At 66.2% G+C, this 20,230-nt stretch carries 18 protein-coding genes; 7 read left to right on the top strand and 11 right to left on the bottom strand.

Annotated elements, in window-relative coordinates:
* Positions 1 to 12 precede the first annotated feature (12 nt).
* Positions 13 to 1,794 (bottom strand): DUF1302 domain-containing protein, encoded by a 1,782-nt coding sequence (locus tag EA796_RS05695; protein WP_122107872.1) that lies wholly within the window; start codon positions 1,792 to 1,794, stop codon positions 13 to 15.
* A 287-nt stretch (positions 1,795 to 2,081) separates the two neighbouring features.
* Here EA796_RS05695 and EA796_RS05700 point away from each other — a divergent pair, with 287 nt between their 5' ends.
* Entirely contained in the window at positions 2,082 to 3,053 is a 972-nt protein-coding gene (locus tag EA796_RS05700; RefSeq protein ID WP_122107873.1) for a LysR family transcriptional regulator, read from the top strand.
* Here EA796_RS05700 and EA796_RS05705 read toward each other — a convergent pair.
* The 4 genes from EA796_RS05705 to EA796_RS05720 all read right to left on the bottom strand — a co-directional run bounded on the left by EA796_RS05705 (position 3,017) and on the right by EA796_RS05720 (position 8,722).
* On the bottom strand, positions 3,017 to 4,318 hold the full coding sequence (locus EA796_RS05705) for an MFS transporter (protein ID WP_122107874.1): 1,302 nt from the start codon (positions 4,316 to 4,318) through the stop codon (positions 3,017 to 3,019). The genes EA796_RS05700 and EA796_RS05705 overlap by 37 nt on opposite strands.
* A 72-nt stretch (positions 4,319 to 4,390) precedes the next feature.
* On the bottom strand, positions 4,391 to 5,554 hold the full coding sequence (locus EA796_RS05710; protein ID WP_122107875.1) for an acyl-CoA dehydrogenase family protein: 1,164 nt from the start codon (positions 5,552 to 5,554) through the stop codon (positions 4,391 to 4,393).
* Between the two features lie 14 nt (positions 5,555 to 5,568).
* Positions 5,569 to 7,116 carry an AMP-binding protein gene (locus EA796_RS05715; protein WP_122107876.1) on the bottom strand — a complete coding sequence of 516 codons (1,548 nt, stop codon included), beginning with the start codon at positions 7,114 to 7,116 and terminating at the stop codon, positions 5,569 to 5,571.
* A gap of 421 nt (positions 7,117 to 7,537) precedes the next feature.
* A complete protein-coding gene (locus EA796_RS05720) occupies positions 7,538 to 8,722 on the bottom strand; it encodes an acetyl-CoA C-acyltransferase (RefSeq protein WP_122107877.1) in 1,185 nt (394 codons plus the stop codon).
* Between the two features lie 342 nt (positions 8,723 to 9,064).
* On the opposite strand from EA796_RS05720, the gene EA796_RS05725 reads away from it, so the two are divergent.
* From EA796_RS05725 to galU, 3 genes are all read left to right on the top strand, one after another.
* On the top strand, positions 9,065 to 9,388 hold the full coding sequence (locus EA796_RS05725) for a hypothetical protein (RefSeq protein WP_021442129.1): 324 nt from the start codon (positions 9,065 to 9,067) through the stop codon (positions 9,386 to 9,388).
* A 102-nt stretch (positions 9,389 to 9,490) separates the two neighbouring features.
* Positions 9,491 to 10,852: a UDP-glucose/GDP-mannose dehydrogenase family protein gene (locus EA796_RS05730; protein ID WP_122107878.1), complete on the top strand. Its 1,362-nt coding sequence runs from the start codon at positions 9,491 to 9,493 to the stop codon at positions 10,850 to 10,852.
* A 39-nt stretch (positions 10,853 to 10,891) separates the two neighbouring features.
* The gene (galU, locus tag EA796_RS05735) at positions 10,892 to 11,731 is read left to right on the top strand and encodes a UTP--glucose-1-phosphate uridylyltransferase GalU (RefSeq protein WP_021442131.1); all 840 of its coding nucleotides are present in this window, start codon (positions 10,892 to 10,894) and stop codon (positions 11,729 to 11,731) included.
* An 88-nt stretch (positions 11,732 to 11,819) separates the two neighbouring features.
* On the opposite strand, the gene EA796_RS05740 is transcribed toward galU, so the two are convergent.
* Positions 11,820 to 12,242 (bottom strand): VOC family protein, encoded by a 423-nt coding sequence (locus EA796_RS05740; RefSeq protein WP_122107879.1) that lies wholly within the window; start codon positions 12,240 to 12,242, stop codon positions 11,820 to 11,822.
* A gap of 76 nt (positions 12,243 to 12,318) precedes the next feature.
* Here EA796_RS05740 and gorA point away from each other — a divergent pair, with 76 nt between their 5' ends.
* Genes gorA through EA796_RS05755 form a run of 3 tightly spaced genes read left to right on the top strand, consistent with a single transcriptional unit; the run spans position 12,319 to position 14,694 of the window.
* On the top strand, positions 12,319 to 13,677 hold the full coding sequence (gorA, locus tag EA796_RS05745) for a glutathione-disulfide reductase (protein ID WP_122107880.1): 1,359 nt from the start codon (positions 12,319 to 12,321) through the stop codon (positions 13,675 to 13,677).
* Positions 13,678 to 13,684: 7 nt separating this feature from the next.
* Positions 13,685 to 14,308 (top strand): trimeric intracellular cation channel family protein, encoded by a 624-nt coding sequence (locus EA796_RS05750; RefSeq protein ID WP_021442134.1) that lies wholly within the window; start codon positions 13,685 to 13,687, stop codon positions 14,306 to 14,308.
* Positions 14,309 to 14,310: 2 nt separating this feature from the next.
* Complete coding sequence (locus tag EA796_RS05755; protein ID WP_122107881.1) at positions 14,311 to 14,694, top strand: VOC family protein; 384 nt, start codon at positions 14,311 to 14,313, stop codon at positions 14,692 to 14,694.
* A gap of 30 nt (positions 14,695 to 14,724) precedes the next feature.
* Here EA796_RS05755 and EA796_RS05760 read toward each other — a convergent pair whose 3' ends face one another.
* Genes EA796_RS05760 through EA796_RS05780 form a run of 5 tightly spaced genes read right to left on the bottom strand, consistent with a single transcriptional unit; the run spans position 14,725 to position 20,221 of the window.
* A complete protein-coding gene (locus EA796_RS05760; protein WP_122107882.1) occupies positions 14,725 to 15,966 on the bottom strand; it encodes a TIGR02270 family protein in 1,242 nt (413 codons plus the stop codon).
* Positions 15,967 to 16,887 carry a hypothetical protein gene (locus EA796_RS05765; protein WP_122107883.1) on the bottom strand — a complete coding sequence of 307 codons (921 nt, stop codon included), beginning with the start codon at positions 16,885 to 16,887 and terminating at the stop codon, positions 15,967 to 15,969.
* Between the two features lie 18 nt (positions 16,888 to 16,905).
* The gene (locus EA796_RS05770; protein WP_122107884.1) at positions 16,906 to 18,072 is read right to left on the bottom strand and encodes an HNH/endonuclease VII fold toxin-2 domain-containing protein; all 1,167 of its coding nucleotides are present in this window, start codon (positions 18,070 to 18,072) and stop codon (positions 16,906 to 16,908) included.
* The gene (locus EA796_RS05775; protein WP_122108011.1) at positions 18,072 to 19,112 is read right to left on the bottom strand and encodes a hypothetical protein; all 1,041 of its coding nucleotides are present in this window, start codon (positions 19,110 to 19,112) and stop codon (positions 18,072 to 18,074) included. The genes EA796_RS05770 and EA796_RS05775 overlap by 1 nt, the downstream gene beginning before the upstream one ends.
* The gene (locus EA796_RS05780) at positions 19,109 to 20,221 is read right to left on the bottom strand and encodes a DUF2169 domain-containing protein (protein WP_122107885.1); all 1,113 of its coding nucleotides are present in this window, start codon (positions 20,219 to 20,221) and stop codon (positions 19,109 to 19,111) included. Before EA796_RS05780 ends, EA796_RS05775 begins: the two co-directional genes overlap by 4 nt.
* Between the last annotated feature and the right edge of the window lie 9 nt (positions 20,222 to 20,230).

Raw genomic sequence — 20,230 nt, forward strand, 5'->3', positions numbered from 1 at the left:
CAGGGACTCCGCTTAGAAATTGACGCCCAGGCTGATCGAGACGAAGTCGCGATCGCCGCGGGTGCCGTAGTCGCCGTCGATATAGTCGGTGTACGCCAGGCTGGCGTTGTAGGTGTTGTTCAGCGTGGCATCGAGGCCGAGGCTGATGGCCTTGGAGCCTTCGCTGAAGGCCGAGCCTTCGCCGGGGCCGTTGCCGTCGACGTCGTGCTGCCACGACAGGCTGGGGCGCAGGTCGATGCCGGCGATGGCGTTGGCATAGCTCCAGGTGGCGCGCAGCCGGTAGCCCCAGGAGAAGGAGGTGAGGAAACCTTGGTCGTTGCAGTGCTCGGGCGTCTTCGAGATGGACGCGCAGGCGCCGCTGGCGAGGATGCCGTTGCCGAAGGTGCCGTTGCGCCCGTAGCGCGGGCCGAACTTGCCTTCCAGGCCGCCGACCCAGGTGCCGCCGACCTCGCCGACCAGCACCAGCTGATCGGCGCCCATCACCTGGCTGAAGGAATGGGTGGCGGTGACCTGGGCCTGGGTCACCTCCTTGCGCAGGTAGCCGTTGAACAGGCTGTCGGCCTGCGCCGGGCGGATGCCTTCGGCGACCAGCGGCGAACGCGCGGCGTCGTTGAGCAGCGACTGGATGACGTCGGTGCCGTTGAACTGGATCGGCATGTTCGGCCGGTAGCTGACCTCGCCCTGCAGCGCCGTGCCGGTACGCAGGTTGGTGGAGAAGGTCAGGCCGTACAGGCGGATGTCCTCGGGGTACTGCACCACGTACTGCGAGGTGCCCAGGCGCAGGGCGTTGTCCAGCGCGTTGCCGAATACCGGGCTGTTGTAGTACGGACTGCTGATGGTGCCCAGATAGGGCAGGCGGCTGTGGTAGTTGGCCAGGTAAGCGCCGAACTCGGTATCCAGCTCGGCGGCGAACCAGCGCAGCGACAGGCCCCACTGGCCGCCGTTGCGGGCGTCCTGGTCCTGGCCGCGGGGGATGCGGATGCCCTCGTCGGTGAGGTTGACGCCGAACGGCGTCAGCGCCGTCACCGCCGCCGGAATGCCGGTCAGCACGCTGCCGACATCGAGGCCATCGCAGCCGTCGGCCATGAAGTCGTTGCTGGAGAAGAAGGTGCCGCAGTTGTCGAGCTGGGTCTGCTCCCAGTCCAGCTGGTAGAAGAAGTCGCCGGAGAGCGCGTCGCTGAGGTTCTGCGACAGGTAGAACATGTTCACCGGCACCAGGCCTTCCTTGACCTCGGCGCCGGGCCGGCGCAGCGCCGACAGGTTGTAGGGGTTGACCGTGTTGAGCCCGCCCTGGATGAAGGTGCTCTCGCCCCAGTTCACCACCTGCTTGCCCAGGCGGGCCGAGCCGGGCTGATCGGCGACGGCGTAGTTGTAGTAGACGAAGGCGTCGAGCAGCTCGGCGCCGGCCGATTTCGCCGAGCGTTTGCGGTTGTTGTCGACCACGTCCTTGAACGGCTGCTCGCGGTCGCGCAGCACGTAGTCGTACCAGTAGCTGCCGCGCAGGAAGGCGCCGAAGTCGCCATGGCGCAGCTCCAGGTCGTGGGTGCCCTTGAAGATGCCGGAGAAGGCGTCGCCTGCGCCGAAATTGCGCCGACCGTCGTCGCCGCTGGCACTCTGCATCAGCTTCGGGTCGGGATTGGCGGTGGCGATGCTGGTGCCGATCGACAGCGAAGAATCCAGCTGGGCTTCGAGTTCGCCAAACTGGAAGTTCGCCGCGGTGGCCGAGCCGATCAGGCAGCTCAACGGCAACAGCAGATAAGGGGGCTTGATAAAGCCCGATGCTTTGCATCTCATCACTCATTATCCTCTTTGTTGTCGAGTGAATAGTTAAGTTGTGGGTGCGCTGTCGATAAGTTGGTCCGGACAATATTCGGGGCGAACGTTTAATTCGTCTGGCGATATACGGCAGGCCGCGAATTAATTGTTCCGGTGGAAAAACTTAATGTTTCGCGCGGTAACTCTGGGTAGTGCCTACTCCCTGGATGGCGGTGTTTCGGCGATACTAGGGGCGCCTGAAAAAGCCGACAAATAGTGTCTTCGGATAGTTGCCATAACGCTTCGGCATAGCCAGAGAGAACCGCATGACCCTCAAGCAGCTCCGCTACCTGATCGCCATTGCCGAGGCCGGCAGCTTTTCCGCCGCCGCACGTCGCGCCTATATCGCCCAACCGGCCCTGAGCCGGCAGATCGGCCTGCTGGAGAGCGAGCTGGAGATGCAGTTGCTGGAGCGCCAGCACGACGGCGTGGCGTTGACCGACGCCGGGCGCCGGCTGTACGAGGTGGCCCGCTCGGTGGTGCAGAAACTCGATTCGGTGAAGGACGAGCTGGCGTCGACCCGCGGCGACCCCAGGGGCCACGTGTCCATCTCGATTCCGGCCACGGTCTCGGCGCTGCTGCTGCCGGAGATCATCCGCCGGGCCTCGGACAAGTTCCCCGGCATCAGCCTGACCATCTGCGACGGCCTGACCCGCGAAGGCGGCCAGTCCATCGAGCTGGGCAAGGTGGATTTCGGCGTGGTGCCCAACGCCGAGGAACTGGAGCACGTGATCGCCGAGCCGATCTTCACCGAGGACCTGTACTGGGTTGGGCCGGGTTCGAGCGCCGAGAGCGGCACGCCGATCAGTCTGGCCGAGGCCGGAGCCACGCGCCTGGTGATGGCGCCGCGAGCCCTGCACCTGCGCCGGCGTATCGAGCAGGCGGCGATGGAGGCGGGGGTGACGCTCAACGTGGTCTACGAGCAGCAATCAGCGCCGGGGATCGCCAGCCTGGTGCGCCATGGGCTGGCGGCGACCATCTGCAACTGGCCGCCGCTGGAGGAATTGTTCGAGTCCACCGCGGCGCGGTTGATCATCGAGCCGCGCATCACCCGCACCGTGTCCATCGCCTACTCGGTGCACAAGCCGCTGTCCTTCGCGGCCTCGTGCATGCGCGATCTGGTGCGCGGGCTGCTGCTCGATGCGGTGGGCGACGGCCGCTGGCGCGGCAGCCTGATCGAGCGCAGCCCGGAGGAGTCGGATCAGGCCCGCGAACAGGCAGCCGACACCGCTTCCTGAGCCCGCAGACGCTGGCGCGAGCGCTGCGGGTTCATGCTCACCAGGCCGATCAGGCCCGCCACCACCAGCACGCCGCCGCACACCAGAAAGCCCTGGGCATAGCCCAGCGGATGCGCGGCGCCGGCGCCCTGCACCAGCATGCCGGTGATTACCGGCGCCGACAGGCCGGCCAGCGAGGCCACCGCATTGCCGATGGCGAGAATGCCGCCGCGCTGGCTGCTGGGGGTGAACTCGCCGAGCATGGCCGGACCCACCGAGTACATCACCAGGGCCAGGCCGCCGCTCAGGGTCAGGCAGGCGACGCGGGTGGCGACCGACAGCTCGGTGAGGATCAGCGAGGCCGACAGCAGGCCGCTGGCGATCAGGCACACCGAGACGAAGGCGCCGCGCGCCACCCGCGAGGAGTAGCCGCTGCGCAGCAGACGTTGCGACAGCCAGGCCATGAACAGGCTGAGCGGGGTGGTCACCACCACGAACATGACGAAGATGTGCCCGGTCTTCAGCGGGTCGATGCCCAGGCCGATCTCCAGGTAGCTGGGCACCCAGGTCAGGGTCAGCGCCAGCGACCAGTTGGCGGCGAAGTGGCAGAGGTAGTTGCCCAGCACGCTGCCGTCGCTGAGCAGGCGGCGGTAGGGCAGGCGCTCGCCATCCGGCGCCAGCTGACCGGCCCGCAGGCTGTCGAGGCTGCCTTCGCGGCCGAAACGCAGCCACAGCACGCACCAGACCGCGCCGATGGCGGCCAGCACGGCGAAGTTGACCCGCCAGCCGTAGTTCAGGCTGATCCAGGGAATCATCGCGCCGGCCACCAGCAGGCCCATGGCGCTGCCGGAATGCAGCAGGGCCACCGGCAGGCTGCGGCGGTCGTTGGGGAACCACTTGTACAGCGCGTGGGTGGCCACCGGCGAGGCGGGGCCCTCGCCGATGCCGAGCAGCACGCGGCAGGCGACGATCATCCACAGCGAGCTGGCGAACAGCATGGGCAGCTGGATCAGCGACCAGAACAGGCCCATGCCCAGCAGCAGGGTGCGGGTCGGCCGGCGGTTGGCGAGAAAGCCGCCGATCACCGCGGAAATGGCGAAGAACCAGTGCAGGGCGCCGCCGATCAGGCCGAACTCGGTCGGGGTCAGGCCCAGTTCCTGGGTCATGGGCACGGCCACCAGGCCGATCACCACCTTGTCGAGGAAGTTGACCAGCATCATGAAGGCCAGCAGGAAGGCGATGGTCCAGGCGGTGCGAGGGTGGAAGGCAGGGGCGTCGCGAGTCATGGGGGTAATCTCTGATCTTGTTGTTATGGAAAAAGGCCCGCCCCGCGTGGGGGACGGGCCTGTCCTGCCGCCCTAGCCGGGCATCAGGATGCCCTTGGCAATGGTATTGCGCTGGATTTCGCTGGTGCCGGTGAGTACCCGCATCATACGCGTGGCACGGAACAGCCACTCGACCGGATGGCCCTTGATCAGCCCGGCGCCGCCGTGGACCTGCACCGCCTTGTCGGCGATGCGGAAGGCGGTTTCCGAGGCGAACAGCTTGCACATCGGCGCCTGCAGCTTGATGTCGCCGCCGGCGTCGTTCAGCGCGGCGGTGGCGTACATCATGCTGCGCGCGGCGTACAGCTCGGTGGCCATGTCGGCGAGCTGGTGGTTGATGGCCTGGAACATGGCGATCGGCTGGCCGAACTGCTTGCGCGTGCGGGCATGCTCGAGCGACAGGTTCAGCGCCAGGCCGGCCATGCCGAGCATGGTCGGGCAATGCAGCAGGCGGTTGAGGGTGATGCGGCCCATGGCCAGCTTGAAGCCTGCGCCTTCCTCGCCGATGCGGTTGTCCACCGGCACCCGCACGTTGTCCAGGTGGATGTTGCCGTGGGCGCCGCCACCGGACATCACCGCGTAGTCGCTGTCCACCCGCACGCCCTCGGCGTGCAGGTCGACGAAGAAGGCCGAGATGCCCTGGGCACCGCGGCCGGGTTCGGTGACTGCGAGCAGCACGGCGAGATCGGCATAGGGCGCGCCGGAGATGTAGCGCTTGGCGCCGTTGAGCACATAGTGCTCGCCGTCGCGGCGCGCGGTGGTGCCGATGGCGCTGGCGTCGGAGCCGGCCCCGGCCTCGGTGAGGGCGAAGCACACGGCCTTGTCCGCCGCACACACCGGGCGCAGGAAGGCGTCGACCTGGTGGGCGCTGGCCACCTTGAACAAATGGCCGATGCGCGGTGGCCCGGACAGCTCGCCGAGCACGTGCGCGGCCAGCGGCGAGCCGCTGAGCGCCGCCGCCTCCTTCACCGCGCACAGTTCGGCGACACTGAGCCCGGCGCCGCCGAGGCTTTCCGGCAGCATGGCGTTGTAGAAACCCAGTTCGCAGGAACGCTTCCACAGGTCGCGCAGCAGCGGCCTGGGCACCGGTTCGCCCCAGAGGATGCCCTCGCGTTGCGCCAGCGGGGCGACCTCGTCGCGGATAAAGGCCTTGAGCCCGTCGATCAGTTGGCTGGCCTTGGCACTTGGTTCGATCATGTTGAACTCTCCCATCAGATGCGGCGGTCGGTGTTTTGCCAGTAGGCTTCGCGGATCAGGCGGCGCACCACCTTGCCGTTGGGGTTCTTCGGCAGCTCCTGGACGAAGTCCACCGCGCGCGGTTTCTTGAAGCTGGCCAGGCTGCGGCCGCAGTGCTCGATGACGGCCTCGGCGCTCAGGCTCGCGCCCGGTTTGAGCACCACCACGGCGCGCACGGCCTCGCCCCATTGCTCGTCGGGCACGCCGACCACCGCCGCCTCGAACACCTGCGGCAGGCTGTAGAGCACCTGCTCCACTTCGGTGGGGTAGATGTTGAAGCCGCCGGAAATGATCATTTCCTTCTTGCGGTCGACGATGAACAGGTAACCGCGCGCGTCCACCGTGGCCAGGTCGCCGGTGAGGTAGTAGCCGTCGCGCATCACCTCGGCGGTGAGCTCCGGAGCCTGCCAGTAGCCCTGCATGATGTCCGGGCCCTTGACCACGATCTCGCCGATCTCGCCGGGCTTCACGTCTTCGAAGTCTTCGTTGACCACCCGCAGGTCGGTCTCGAAATAGCAGCGGCCGCAGGAGGCCAGGCGGCTGAAGTCGCCGTCCTCGATCAGGTGGTCCTGCTCGGTCAGCACGGTGACCAGCGAGCAGGTCTCGCCGGCGCCATAACCCTGGGCGAGGATCGGCCCGAACACCGCGATGGCGCGCTTGACCAGCGCCGGCGCCATGGGCGCGGCGCCGTACATCACCAGGCGCAGACTGGACAGGTCGAAGCGCTCGACCTCGGGGAAGTTGACCAGGCGATTGATCATCGCCGGCACCAGGAACAGCCGGGTCACCCGTTCGCGCTCGATGGTCTCCAGCAGCAGGCGGTCGTCGTAGCGCTCCAGCAGCAGGTTGCAGGCGCCGACCGCCAGCAGCGGCATGATCTGCATGCCGCTGGCGTGGGTGATGGGGCCGACATGGGCCATCACGTCGCCCGGCGCGGCGCGGCGGGTCGGGCTGGCGATGCTCTTGCGGATCAGCGCCTTGCGGTTGCCGAAGCTGAGCATGGCAGCCTTGAGTACACCGGAACTGCCGGAGGTGTAATGCAGCACGGCCAGGGCGTCGTCGGCCGGATCGCTGTGTACCGGCGCCTCGTTGCCGCTTCCCAGCAGCGTGGGATAGGCGATATCGCCAGTCTCGTCGTCGAGCGAGATGATCCAGCGCAGGTGCGGGGTCTCCGCACGGCGTGCCTGCAGGGCGGCGGCGAAGCGACCCTCGGCGATCACCGCCTGGCTATGCGAGTCGTTGAGGATCTGGATGATCTCGTCCAGGGACAGGCGGGCGTTGATCGGTACCTTGACCATCGCCGCCTTGTAGAAGGCGACTTCCGCTTCGGCCAGTTCGACCCGGTTCAGGGCCAATATGGCCAGATGCGCACCGGGCTGCAGGCCGAGCTCGAACAAGCCCGAGGCCAACCTGTTGGTGCGAAGTTCCAGTTGCGCGAAGTTGATGCGCTGTTTGTTATCGACGAGTGCCTCATGGTCTGGCCAATAAAGTGCACTGCGGCTGATGATTTTTCCGAGGTTCAATTTGTTGTTCTCATCGGCTGGACAATGTTCGCCGATGCTAGCCAGGCAAGTTCGCCGATAACTAATACAAGAGTTCGATGCAGCCCATATCGTTATTGGATGGCGACAGATATAACGGCAACCGGCGCTAACTTTGCCGTGCAGCAAGAGTGTCCGGGGACGTGCTGAAAATGCCCTTTACCGTAACCCCCGCGACGACGGGAGCCCAGCTACCAGGCCGGTTGTGGATCAGGTCAGCGCAAGCGCTGTTCAGCGATAAAGCTGCGCTCCCGCCTGCGCGGGAATGACGACTACTTCAGCTGAGGGGCCGGCCGATGCATTGGCCCTGCATCGGCGGCCAAGCGGCCGCTCGTCGGCTGCGCCGCGCGCACCAACGGCTGGTGCGCACGGCTTCGCCGGGCTGGATGGGGTGTGAACGGCGTTACAGCACTTCGAACAGACCGGCCGCGCCCATGCCGCCGCCCACGCACATGGTCACCACGACGAACTTCACGCCGCGGCGCTTGCCCTCCAGCAGTGCATGGCCGACCATGCGCGCGCCGCTCATGCCGTAGGGGTGGCCGATGGCGATGGCGCCGCCGTTGACGTTGAGCTTGCTCGGGTCGATGCCGAGCCGTTCGGCGCAGTACAGCACCTGGCAGGCGAAGGCTTCGTTGAGTTCCCACAGGCCGATGTCGTCGACCCTCAGGCCATGCTGCCTGAGCAGCTTGGGCACGGCGAACACCGGGCCGATGCCCATTTCCTCCGGCGCCAGGCCGGCCACGGCGATGCCGCGATAGAGGCCGAGCGGGGCGACGTCGTGGCGGGCGGCCAGGCTGCCGCTCACCAGCACGCAGGCGCTGGCGCCATCGGACAGCTGGCTGGCGTTGCCGGCGGTGACGCAACCGCCGTCGACCACCGGCTGGAGCCGACTCAGGTCCTCCAGCTGGGTCTGCGGGCGATTGCCTTCGTCCACGCTCAGGGTCACTTCCTCGTAGCTGACTTCGCCGCTCGCCTTGTCCACCAGCTTCTTGCGCGCCGTCACCGGCACTATCTCCTCGGCGAACAGGCCGGCCGCCTGGGCCGCGGCGGTGCGCCGCTGGGATTCGAGGGCATAGGCATCCTGCTCCTCGCGGCTGATGCCGTAGCGCTTGGCCACCCGTTCGGCGGTGTGCAGCATGGGCATGTAGGCGTGCTCGGCGTGGCGGGTGACATTGGCGTCGGCTTCCGCGGCGGCCCACTGCATGTGCGGGTTCTGCACCAGGCTGATCTGCTCCTGGCCGGCGCCCAGGGCGATCTGCATGCCGTCGACCATGATCTGCTTGGCGGCGATAGAGATCGCCATCAGGCCGGAGGCGCACTGGCGGTCGATGGTCTGCCCGCTGACCGTCAGCGGCAGCCCGGCGGCCAGCAGGGACAGGCGCGCCAGGTTGGTCGAGGCGCTGCCGCCCTGCATCGCCGTGCCCATCACCACATCGTCGATAGCCGCCGGGTCGATCCCCGCGCGCTGCACGGCCGCCTGGATGGCGATGGCGCTCATGCTGGGCGCTTTGAGGTCGTTGAATGCGCCGCGAAAGGCCTTGGCTATCGGCGTGCGCGCGGTTGAAAGGATTACGGCATCTTGCATGGTCAACTCCTGGCTGATCGCTGGCGTCGCGGAGGGAAATGGAGGCGAGACCGCCAAGCGGGCCGGCCCTGAAGGCCGGGCGGCGAGGCCGGCGCGCTGCGCCGCCTGGCGGATGTCGCTGAGCCCGGCTCATCGCACCCTAGTGACCCGGCGACTATTTGAGAAATGACATGTCGTGATGCCAGGTATTCAGTCGATGAATTCATGGGCGAATGGATGCCGTTGCCCGCCGCTTGCCGGCGCACAAGCAGCGAACGAGCCGCGAGCAAATAGCCTGGCGCCGCTGTCTGAGAGGTATCCGGTGCCTCCGCCGTCGCGGAGGAGGTTGATTGGCGAGGTTGCATGATGCTCTGTCGGTTCATTTCGCGCGGTGTTCTGCCGTTCTGCTGGGCGGCGCTGTTGGCCAGCCAGGCCAGTGCCGAACACCGTCACGATGGTCATGACAAATGGGAAAACCGCTACCGGGACGGGCCGTGCCGCGTCAAAGAGGAGTTCGACCGGGGCGATTACCTGCTGGAAATCAAATGCCCGGACGGGCACGGGCGAAGCTGGCCACGCGGTGAATGGAAGGAGGAGTTCCGCGACGGTGCCTGCCGGGTGAAGATCGACGCCAAGCGCGACGAGTACAAGAAAGAGGTGAAATGCAAGGAGTGGGATGACGACTGAGGGGTGGCCTTGCGCCGACTGTCATGGCCCGGTCACCTGACGGTCATACCGCTGCCACCGCCATCCGCTGCAATCGCTGCAACCCGTCGAGAGGATGCAACGATGCAGATATGCGTAATTGGGGCTGGCTACGTTGGGCTGGTGACGGCGACCTGCTTTGCCGAGATGGGCAACCGGGTGATCTGCGTCGAGCGCGACCCCCTGCGGGTGGCGCGGCTCGCCCGCGGCGAGGTGCCGATCTACGAACCCGGCCTCGAGGCGATGCTCAAGGCGCAACTGGCCAGCGGCCAACTCAGTTTCACCGCACAGCTCAAGGCCGGCATTCGCCGCGCCGAGGTGGTCTTCATCGCCGTGGGCACGCCCAGCGGCGAGGACGGTTCGGCCGATCTGTCCCATGTGCTGGCGGTGGCGGATGAGCTGGGCGAACAACTCGAGCACGGCTGCCTGGTGGTGGACAAGTCCACCGTGCCGGTGGGCACCGCCGAGCGCGTCGCCCAGCGTATCAACGCCGCCCTGGCGCGGCGTGGCCTGCGTGCCCGGGTCATGCTGGCGAGCAACCCGGAGTTTCTCAAGGAGGGTTCGGCGGTCGAGGACTTCATGCGCCCCGACCGGGTCATAGTCGGCTGCGACGACGAGCGCGGCCGGGAGCTGCTGCGCCGACTCTACGCGCCATTCCTGCGCAACCACGACCGCCTGCTGTGCATGGGCGTGCGCGCCGCGGAGTTCAGCAAGTACGCGGCCAATGCCTTCCTCGCCACCAAGATTTCCTTCATCAACGAGATGGCCGGCATCTGCGCGCGCCTGGGGGTGGACATCGAGGAGGTACGCCGCGGCATCGGCAGCGACAAGCGCATCGGCACCCACTTCATCTACGCCGGTTGCGGCTACGGCGGCTCCTGCTTTCCCAAGGACGTGCGCGCGCTGATCCGCACCGCCGAGCTGGAGGGTTTCGAACCGGGCATCCTGCGGGCGGTGGAGGCGCGCAATGCGCTGCAGAAGACCCTGCTGTTCCAGGCCCTGCGCGAGCACTTCAACGGCCATCTGCAGGGCAGGGTGGTGGCGCTGTGGGGGCTGGCGTTCAAACCCGGCACCGACGATCTGCGCGAGGCGCCCAGCCTGGTGCTGCTCGACGCGCTGCTGACGGCGGGTGCGCGGGTGCAGGCCTGCGATCCGGTGGCGACTCCGGCACTGGCGTCGCGCTACGCCGAGTACCTGGCCAAGGGCCAGTTGCTGCTCAGCGATTCGCCCTATGTGGTCAGCGAGGGCGCCGACGCCCTGGTGCTGGTGACCGAGTGGAAGCAGTTCCGCCAGCCGGACTTTCTACGTATCCGCGCCGCGATGCGCATGCCGGTGCTGTTCGACGGGCGCAATATCTACGATGCGGCGCAGCTCGCCGAGCTGGGTTTCCTCTATCGCGGCATCGGCCGGCCGGCGCTGGGCAGTTGTAAGGCCAGCGCAGCTTGATAGACTGGCGGCGCATTCCACACGCCATCTGGGAGTCCCATGATCAAGAAATGCCTGTTCCCCGCCGCCGGTTACGGCACCCGCTTCTTGCCCGCGACCAAGGCCATGCCCAAGGAAATGTTGCCGGTGGTGAACAAGCCGCTGATCCAGTACGGCGTCGAAGAGGCGCTGTCCGCTGGTCTCACCGAGATCGCCATGGTCACCGGCCGCGGCAAGCGCGCGCTGGAGGACCATTTCGACGTCAGCTACGAGCTGGAGCACCAGATCCGCGACACCGACAAGGAAAAGTACCTGGTCGGCATCCGCCGCCTGATCGACGAGTGCAGCTTCGCCTACACCCGCCAGGTGGAGATGAAGGGCCTGGGGCACGCCATCCTCTGCGGCCAGCCGCTGATCGGTGACGAACCCTTCGCCGTGGTGCTGGCCGACGACCTGTGCCTGAACCTGGAAGGCGACAGCGTGCTGACCCAGATGGTCAAGCTGTACAAGCAGTTCCGCTGCTCCATCGTCGCCATCCAGGAAGTGCCGCGGGACGAGACCCACAAGTACGGGGTGATCGCCGGCGAGATGATCCGCGACGACATCTACCGGGTCAGCAACATGGTGGAGAAGCCCAAGCCCGAGGACGCGCCGTCGAACCTGGCGATCATCGGCCGCTACATCCTCACCCCGGACATCTTCGATCTGATCCGCGACACCCCGCCGGGCAAGGGCGGCGAGATTCAGATCACCGATGCGCTGATGCGCCAGGCCCAGCAGGGCTGCGTGATGGCGTACAAGTTCAAGGGCCAGCGCTTCGACTGCGGCAGCGCCGAAGGCTATATCGAGGCGACCAATTTCTGCTTCGAGAACCTGTACAAGACCGGCAAGGCCTACTGAGCCTCGGCAACCGGGGCCCCCGTAGGATGCGCCGTGCGCACCAGGCCTGCGCAACACAGGACGCCACCTTCGGGTGGCGTCTTGCGTTTCAGGGGATGGGCATCCGCTCCGACCCCGGCCCCAGCGGCTGGCCGTAGCTGAACTCCACGTAGTTGCCGGCCGGGTCGCGCAGGCCGCAGTAGTAGCCGACCGGGTAGGGCTCGTCGCGTGGCGGCCAGATCAGGCAGCCGCCTTCCTCGGCCATGGACGCGACGCGGTCTACCTCCTCGCGGCTGGCCAGGGCGAAGCCGAAATGGCTGTAGTCGTCGCTGGCCAGCCGGCGATCCTGGCCGCCGGGCATGATGACGAAGATGAACTGATGCTCCTTGCCCGGCTCGGCCATCCAGACGATGCGCGTGCCCTTGCCGGGGCGCTGGTGGATCACCTGCATGGCGCAGTAGCGTTGGTAGAAGGCGATGCAGGCGTCCAGATCGGGCACGTGCAGCGCCAGGTGGGTCAGGGTCGGGCGCATGGCGGCTTTCCTCCTTGGCTGTCAGCTTAGTCTTTGCCTTTCCGGTATGCTGGCGTCCTGTCCAAGGAGGCCGCAGATGAGTTACGACTTCGACCTGTTCGTTATCGGCGCCGGTTCCGGCGGCGTCCGCGCGGCGCGCTTCGCCGCCGGTTTTGGGGCCCGCGTGGCCGTGGCCGAGAGCCGCTACCTGGGCGGCACCTGCGTCAACGTCGGCTGCGTGCCGAAAAAGCTGCTGGTCTACGGCGCGCATTTTGCCGAAGATTTCGAGCAGGCCGGCGGTTTCGGCTGGTCGCTGGGCGAGGCGAACTTCGACTGGGCGACCCTGATCGCCAACAAGAACCGCGAGATCCAGCGCCTCAACGGCATCTACCGCAACCTGCTGGAGAGTAGCGGGGTGAGCCTGTTCGAAGGTCACGCGCGGATTCTTGACGCCCATAGCGTCGAGGTGAACGGTCAGCGCCACAGCGCCGAACGCATCCTCATCGCCACCGGCGGCTGGCCGCAGATCCCCGACATTCCCGGGCGTGAGCATGCCATCAGCTCCAACGAGGCATTCTTCCTGGAAACCCTGCCCAAGCGCGTGCTGGTGGTGGGCGGCGGCTATATCGCAGTGGAATTTGCCTCGATCTTCCATGGCCTGGGCGCCCAGGTCACCCAGCTCTACCGCGGCGATCTGTTCCTGCGCGGCTTCGACGGCTCGGTGCGTCGGCACCTGAAGGAGGAACTGAGCAAGAAAGGCATCGACCTGCAGTTCAACGCCGATATCGAACGTATCGAACGGCAAACCGACGGCAGCCTCAACGCCACCCTCAAGGACGGCCGCGTGCTGCAGGCCGACTGCGTGTTCTACGCCACCGGCCGCCGGCCGATGCTGGACAACCTGGGCCTGGAAAACGTTGAGGTGAAGCTGGACGAGCGCGGCCATATCGAAGTGGACGAGCAGTTCCAGACCAGCACGCCGTCGATCCTCGCCATCGGCGACGTGATCGGCCGCGTGCAACTGACCCCGGTGGCACTGGCCGAAGGCATGGCCGTGGCGCGCCGCCTGTTCAAGCCTGAGCAGTACCGCCCGCTGGACTACCGGATGATTCCCACCGCGGTGTTCAGCCTGCCGAATATCGGCACCGTCGGTCTGAGCGAGGAACAGGCGGTCGAAGCGGGGCACCGCGTGCAGATCTTCGAGAGCCGCTTCCGACCGATGAAGCTGACCCTCACCGAATGCCAGGAGCGCACCCTGATGAAGCTGGTGGTCGATGCCGACAGCGACCGCGTGCTGGGCTGCCACATGGTCGGCCCGGAGGCGGGCGAGATCGTCCAGGGCCTGGCCATCGCGCTCAAGGCCGGCGCCACCAAGCAGATATTCGACGAGACCATCGGCGTGCACCCGAGCGCCGCCGAGGAGTTCGTCACTTTGCGTACGCCAGTCAGTCGCTGAGGCGGTTATGCAGGAGCTGTTCTACTTCGCCGACCTGTTCGGTGTGGCGGTGTTCGCCATCACCGGCGCGCTGATGGCCGGACGCAAATCCATGGACCTGTTCGGCGTGCTGGTCATGGCCATCGTCACCGCCCTGGGCGGCGGCACCCTGCGTGACCTGATTCTGGACAATCACCCGGTCAGCTGGATACGCGACGACACCTATATCCTGGTGGCGTCGCTGGCGGCGCTGGGCACGGTGGTCTGGGTGCGCATGACCCGGCCGATCCATGAGAAGGGCCTGCTGATCGCCGACGCCTTCGGCCTGGCGGTGTTCACCGTGTACGGCACCGAACTGGCGCTGCAGCACGGCACGCCGATCAGCACCGCGGTGATCATGGGGGTGATGACCGGCGTGGTCGGCGGGGTGATCCGCGACGTGCTGTGCAACGAGATCCCGCTGATCTTCCAGAAGGAGATCTACGCCACCGCCTGCATCGCCGGCGCGCTGACCTTTATCGGCCTGCGCGCACTGGACACGCCGCACTGGCTGGATACCAGCGCCGCCATGCTGGTGGTGTTGGGCGCGCGCCTGGCGGCGATCCACTGGCACCTGGGGCTGCCGCGTTTTCATCTGCTGGACAGGCATTGAACATGATCGAACGACTGGATCACCTGGTGCTGACCGTGGCCGATATCGACGCCACCGTCGCCTTTTACGAACGGGTGCTGGGCATGCGCCATGAGCGCTTCGGCGCCGGGCGCAGTGCGCTGGTCTTCGGTCAACAGAAATTCAACCTGCACCAGGCCGGCCGCGAGTTCGAACCCAAGGCCGCCAGGCCGACGCCGGGTGCCATCGACCTGTGCCTGATCAGCGCCTGGCCGTTGGAGCGCATCCTCAGCCATCTGGCAGCGCAGGGCGTCGAGGTGGAGGAGGGGCCGGTGGCGCGCACCGGCGCCATCGGTCCCATCGAGTCGGTGTACTTCCGCGACCCGGACGGCAATCTGATCGAAGTCAGCCGTTATCCGGCCGCCTAGGGTGCACCGCCAGGAGCGGTTGTTTCACGTTCATGTCTTGAGCAAGGCCCGCTGCCGCCAGGCGGGCGCGGCGACCGGGAACAACGCCTCGGTCGGGCGAAAACGCGCCAGGCCATAGGCCGCGATCCCGCGTTGGCGCTGCTGTGCCGTGGATAGGGCCAGGCGATAGCCCTGCTCGCTTACCGGTTGGCCGAGGAAATAGCCCTGGCCATTCTGGTACGCGCCTTTCTCCCCTTGCCACCAGGCCTCGACCAACGCCGGATCGGGCCAGGGCAGGTTCTCGTCCTCGTCCATGGCCACGTTGGCATCGGCCGGATCGTCGTTGGGGCCGGCGTCGTGCTCGGGGGTGTCGCGCAGCTCCAGATCGAGCAACGCCAGGTCTGCTCCAGTGATGAGGCTGAAGGCCTCGCCGGCGACCCGGGCCTGCGGCACCTCCTGCATTTGCTGGATCAGCCAGGGCAGACTTAACGGATCGCCCAGCAGGCCGACCGCCTGGATGGCCATGCGGCGCTGCTGCGCTTGCGGCATCAACTGACGAATCCAGGCGACGCTGGTTTCTCTGGGCTGCCAGGCCAGTAGCACCGGCAAGGCGCGCTGCTGCAGCGGGCCCGGTTGTTCGGCGAACTGGCGCAGCGGCAGCAGCGCCTCCTCGTCGCCCATCTGCACTGTGGCCCAGTTGGCCCAGAAGCGCGCGTTTTCGTCGGCCTGCAGGCGATGGGCACGGATCGCCGGCAGCAGATCGCGCCGGCGCAACTCGCCGGCGGTGCGCGCGGCCTGGGCGACGACTGCCGCGTCGGCATGCGCCAACCCGGCGATCAGCGCCGGCCCCGGATCGCGGCGGTGCATGCCGCAGGCGGCCAGGCCGATCTGACGAAACAGTGCCTCGGGCGAGCCAAGCAGATTGTCCACCCAGGGCTCGACTCGGGCCCAATCCAGCCAGCCCAGGGCCGCGGCCATAAAACGCGCGCTGTCGGGGGCGGCGCGCACATGCTCGGCCAGCCGGGCCATGGCGGCGGTATTGGCGGTCTCGAAGGCCAGCACCGTGGCCGCGAAGATTTCGCCCTGGGCGTTGGGATCGAGCTGCTGGAGCAGGGTTTCTAGAGCGACCGGGCCGGCGATACGCAGGCCGTCCAGATGGGCCTCGATACGGTTGTCGAGGGTAGTCAGATGGTTGAGGTCGTAGTGGGGCTCGTGGACGGCGATGCTGCGCAGCAGGCCGAGGAATGCGGCTTCTTCGCTGTGTTGGTCGACTATCACTTCAAGACTGGGCATCTAGTCGATCCGTTGCCACTGGTTTCCATCGAAGGCGAAGACATCTTTGCCGGCGATACTCCATAGCACGCCGTCGGCGGAACTCAGGTGGAAACAATTGGTAGGCTCGTCGTCGCCAAAGTCGACGGACTGCAGATGGCCGTTGTGCAATTTATAGATAGCGGTCGAACTGGAAACGTAGAGCGTCCCCATGAACCAGGCAAGACTCCAGAGATCATCTTCGGTGTCGCCGTGCTCGATAACCTCCCAAGTGGCATGCCGGCCACGGAGTAGGGTGCCGAGCTGTCCGCAGGCATATACGTAGCCGTCCTCCGCACAGCACAGTGCAGTAAGGACAAGATTCGTCGGGCTGACCTGCGGACGCCATAGCTTGCCGTCGAATGACCAGATTTCACCTTCCCAGCCTGCCGCATAGATTTCGCTCTTAGCGAAACCGGCGATGGCTTCGAAGCCGACGATGCGCTCGTCCTCTGCTGCAGGTCGAGCTCCGGCATCCATCGCACGCCAGTCGTTCTCGTCATGTCGGCGGTAGACCTGCCTGTCCATCCCGCAGGCGTAAGCGACACCCTCGACGGCACATAAGCCGCGCATCTCGCCGCGTCCGGGAATGGCGGAATCATCATTGGGGAGCTGCTCTTCGTGGGTGTCGCCAGAGCCCATGCAGATGACCTGACCGCCCGCGCCGAGAAACAATGCCTGTTCCAATGGCGAGTGAACCAACGTAGCGGCGACCACCGACCAATGCTGGATATCGTCATCGTCGTCGCCGACTCTCCAGGTGCCCGCATCCCACTCGGTGATATAGATGTGATTGATCCGCTTGGCCTGCATTTCATCCGATACCGATGCCAGGTAGGCCAGGTCGTGATACCTGACGACGCCGGTAACGAATGAGAAGATTCCTGTCCATTGTCCAGCCATGAGCTTCCTCCTTTTTGTTTAACGGCCGCCTCTGCCACGAGGGCTGGCCAGCCTGGCGTTTCGTGCGCTGACCGCCTGATTGGCTGCACGGACATCGCTCTGCCCGGTTTCCACGGCCTTGATCTGTGTCGTGTCCTTGATCCCGCACTGGTTGTGGTAGTTGTCCAACTGGGCCTCGATGCATTTCTTCGAGCATTTGGACTGTGGAAAGGCTTTCGACATTGCGGTCACCGCATTGCCTTTTGCCTTCTTGTAGCTCATGCGTTTGGCTTTGGTGGTGTAACCGTTCTCGAAAGTGAGATTGCCTCTGCGGGCTTTGGCCGAGCCGCTGCTCTGGTAGGTATGCATCAAACCGTGCGTCCCCACATTCTGGTTCACCCCCTCGGCACAGACGCAAGGAGCTTTTCCCTCCTTATAGTCCTTGATGCCCTTGAGCGGCGATGAACCAGTACCACCGCGTCCGGTGTCATGTAGCGAACTGGCTTCTATCAGGTGGTGCGGTGTCTGTTGCGGACAGCAGCCGCTGGGCTTGTACGGCTGCAGGGAGCAACGACGAGCAGACAAACACTTGCTGGCGGCAGCCTTGTCGGCCACCTGATCGGCTTCAGGGCTGGTTTTCTTACCCGAGGGTTTTTTCTTCTTACCCAACGCCGTGCAAGCATCCTTGCTGCCATGGGGTTTGAAGTCCGCGCAGTCGGTTTTTTCCTTTTCTACCTCCTTCTTGCAGGCGCCCCCTCCGGCATCCATCGCCAGCTTGTCCATATAGGGCCAAATTGGCGTATTGCCTGGCATTGACGCATGGTTATGGGTGGTCATATCCAGGTTCCTGACCACATTCTCTCCCTCGAACTTCACATCCATCGACCAGGAGGTGAAGTACACCTTGCCCTTGTTCTTGCTGGTGATCACCCCTTTCTTCGGCGCGCAGCCGGCCTCGTCGCCGTAGCTGGTCTTGAAGTAGCTCTTGTTCTTGAGCATCACTTCCTTGCCGGTGATTTTCACCGTGCGGGTGCCGTTGGTGGTGTCCTTGGCCATGCCGGTGTTGGGGTAGGGGATGGGCACCCCGGGTGGGGTGGCCGGGGTCTGCGGCGGGGTGAAGCAGACGTCCGGGAAGCAGGCCACGGCCTTGCCGTCGGCCGACTTGCACGACACTTCCATATTGTTGGCATAGACCTCGTTGCCCATCAGGCGGCCCTCACCGGTTGGTAGCTGAGCAGGGCGGCGGCGCGTTGGCCGGCGTCGTTGCCCAGGTGGCAGAGGATGTTCGGCCCATCACCGTAAGCCTTGCGGCTGGCGGCCAGGGCCACGACGAGCATGGCCGGACCGATGGCGGCGCCGACTTCGCCGATGCAGTCGGCCGGGTGCCAGATATGGAAGAACTCCTTGCGCACGCGCAGGCTGCGGCTCAGGGCCAGCGAGGCTTCCTTGAAGTAGTACTGCTCGCCGGACAGGTCGGTGACGCGGTAGTCCATCTGCTCCAGACCGCAGCCCACCTCGGCCAGCGCAGCGCGGATGGCCTGGGTCAGGCCCTCGGCGCGCAGGGGGATGTCTTCGCTTTCCACCGTCGCCGGCTCCATGCCAAAGCCCAGACCCAGGCAGGCCAGTTGCGGCTCCTCGCTGGCGACCGGAGCGCCGATCACCACGGCGGCGGCACCTTCACCCGGGATAAAGCCGTTGGAGTTCTGGCTGGTCAGCAGACGTTCGCGCTCCTCGAAGGCGGCCAGGGTCGGCGCGCTGAGGAAGGAATCGACACCGGCGATCAGCACGTGGCGATGGCCGCCCTGGTAGATCAGTTTGCGCGCATTGAGCAGCGCCACCGCGCCGCTGACCCGGCCGCGAGCGATGAGGTTGGAGCTGGGATGAAAGGCCAGGCCCAGTTCCCGTTCGATATCGTGCAGCAATTCGATATCCAGGCCCTCCAGCCGCCCTGGGCGTTCCAGTTCGGCGACGCCGAGCAGCAGCGGGGTCTGCGCCGGATCGACGCCGGGTGCACTCTGCAGGGCTTCGGTGATGGCGCGGGCGGCCATCTTGATCAGCTTGGCGCGGCCGCGCCAGGGCTGTTCCAGCGGCACGCTGGCGGCGATCAGCCATTCGCCGCCACGGTCGATAAAGCGGGTTTCCTGGAAGTTGTCGATGGCGCAGCGAATCGCCGCGCAGCTGGCCGGGGCGCTGAGGCCGACCGCGCTGACCATGCCGGAGCCGAGAATGCACAGGGCGTTCATCAGTCGGCCTCCGTCGCCTGGTGTCTGGACTTGACCAGGCTGCCGAGGCCGGCGTGGTAATCCTTGCCCAGCTCGCGCGCACGCCACCAGGCGCGCGACATGCTGCCCACCAGCACCTGGGCGATCTCGAACATATTGCGTTTGAGCGGACGCGATATGCGCCAGGTCAGCTGCACCTGGCGCGCCTCGGTGTCGATCAGCAGGGTGTCGATCACGGCATGCACCGTCTCATGGCCGCCCTTGTTGAGAAAGAAGGTTACCGGCACGGACATCTGCGGAATGCGAAAGCCCGCGCGTTCCTGCGCCGTGAGGTTGAGCAGCAGCACCTCCTCGCCGCCCTTGAGATAATCGGTCTGCTGATCGGCCGGCGCGGCCTGGAAGTAGCGGTTGTCGAAATCGGCCGGCAGGAATGGAAAGCAGTCCGCCAGCCAGGCCTCGTCGTAGGTGCCGGCAAAGGCGGCGCGCTGCGGCCAGTGACGGCCGATGGGCCCCAGCGCCATGGGGCGGAAGTCGCCATGCGGACTGTCGACCGGCTTGCCCAGTTCCTCGGTGCAGGGCATCGGCATGCCGAGCATGTCGGCGCTGTCCGTGCCGCGCGGATACCAGCCGATGCCGGCCGGGTTATCCGGGTAGGCCTGTTGTTGCTCGGGGTTGCCCTTGAGCGGATGGGCGCCGCCAAAGGCCTGGGCGTAGGAAATCGTCTGTTCGAGAAAAGGCTGCGGCAGCCCAGGGGCGACGCCGAGCAGGCCTGGCTGCCAGTGCCTGGGGCCGAGTACCGAGAAGGCCTTGCCGACCCGGCCGATGCGGATGCCGGCGGTGATCTGGGTCGCCGGCTTGCCGCCCGGCGCATGGGCCTTGCCCTGTACCAGCACGTCGCAGAAGGGTTTGACCGGGGCGAAGTCCATTTCCTGCAGCGGTGCGCTGAGGCCCGGCTCGCCGTGAAAGGTATCGGCCATCAGCAGCGGCTGCTGGGTGTCGAGCAGGCGCGCCTCGCGGCCGTCCAGCGGCAGGTCGAAGGTGCCCTTGGCGATCACTACCAGCGATTCGCGCCCGTCGGGCGCCAGGCCCTGGGTGAAGGCCGCCATCAGTCGGGTGGCATTGAGCAGTTGCATGGGCCTGCG

Source organism: Pseudomonas sp. AOB-7 (assembly GCF_003696305.1).
GTDB lineage: Bacteria > Pseudomonadota > Gammaproteobacteria > Pseudomonadales > Pseudomonadaceae > Aquipseudomonas.

Coding starts and splice junctions, on each gene's coding strand:
- EA796_RS05695 (WP_122107872.1), bottom strand. CDS start 1,794: ATGAGATGCAAAGCATCGGGCTTTATCAAGCCCCCTTATCTGCTGTTG.
- EA796_RS05700 (WP_122107873.1), top strand. CDS start 2,082: ATGACCCTCAAGCAGCTCCGCTACCTGATCGCCATTGCCGAGGCCGGC.
- EA796_RS05705 (WP_122107874.1), bottom strand. CDS start 4,318: ATGACTCGCGACGCCCCTGCCTTCCACCCTCGCACCGCCTGGACCATC.
- EA796_RS05710 (WP_122107875.1), bottom strand. CDS start 5,554: ATGATCGAACCAAGTGCCAAGGCCAGCCAACTGATCGACGGGCTCAAG.
- EA796_RS05720 (WP_122107877.1), bottom strand. CDS start 8,722: ATGCAAGATGCCGTAATCCTTTCAACCGCGCGCACGCCGATAGCCAAG.
- EA796_RS05725 (WP_021442129.1), top strand. CDS start 9,065: ATGATGCTCTGTCGGTTCATTTCGCGCGGTGTTCTGCCGTTCTGCTGG.
- EA796_RS05730 (WP_122107878.1), top strand. CDS start 9,491: ATGCAGATATGCGTAATTGGGGCTGGCTACGTTGGGCTGGTGACGGCG.
- galU (WP_021442131.1), top strand. CDS start 10,892: ATGATCAAGAAATGCCTGTTCCCCGCCGCCGGTTACGGCACCCGCTTC.
- EA796_RS05740 (WP_122107879.1), bottom strand. CDS start 12,242: ATGCGCCCGACCCTGACCCACCTGGCGCTGCACGTGCCCGATCTGGAC.
- gorA (WP_122107880.1), top strand. CDS start 12,319: ATGAGTTACGACTTCGACCTGTTCGTTATCGGCGCCGGTTCCGGCGGC.
- EA796_RS05750 (WP_021442134.1), top strand. CDS start 13,685: ATGCAGGAGCTGTTCTACTTCGCCGACCTGTTCGGTGTGGCGGTGTTC.
- EA796_RS05755 (WP_122107881.1), top strand. CDS start 14,311: ATGATCGAACGACTGGATCACCTGGTGCTGACCGTGGCCGATATCGAC.
- EA796_RS05760 (WP_122107882.1), bottom strand. CDS start 15,966: ATGCCCAGTCTTGAAGTGATAGTCGACCAACACAGCGAAGAAGCCGCA.
- EA796_RS05765 (WP_122107883.1), bottom strand. CDS start 16,887: ATGGCTGGACAATGGACAGGAATCTTCTCATTCGTTACCGGCGTCGTC.
- EA796_RS05770 (WP_122107884.1), bottom strand. CDS start 18,072: ATGGGCAACGAGGTCTATGCCAACAATATGGAAGTGTCGTGCAAGTCG.
- EA796_RS05780 (WP_122107885.1), bottom strand. CDS start 20,221: ATGCAACTGCTCAATGCCACCCGACTGATGGCGGCCTTCACCCAGGGC.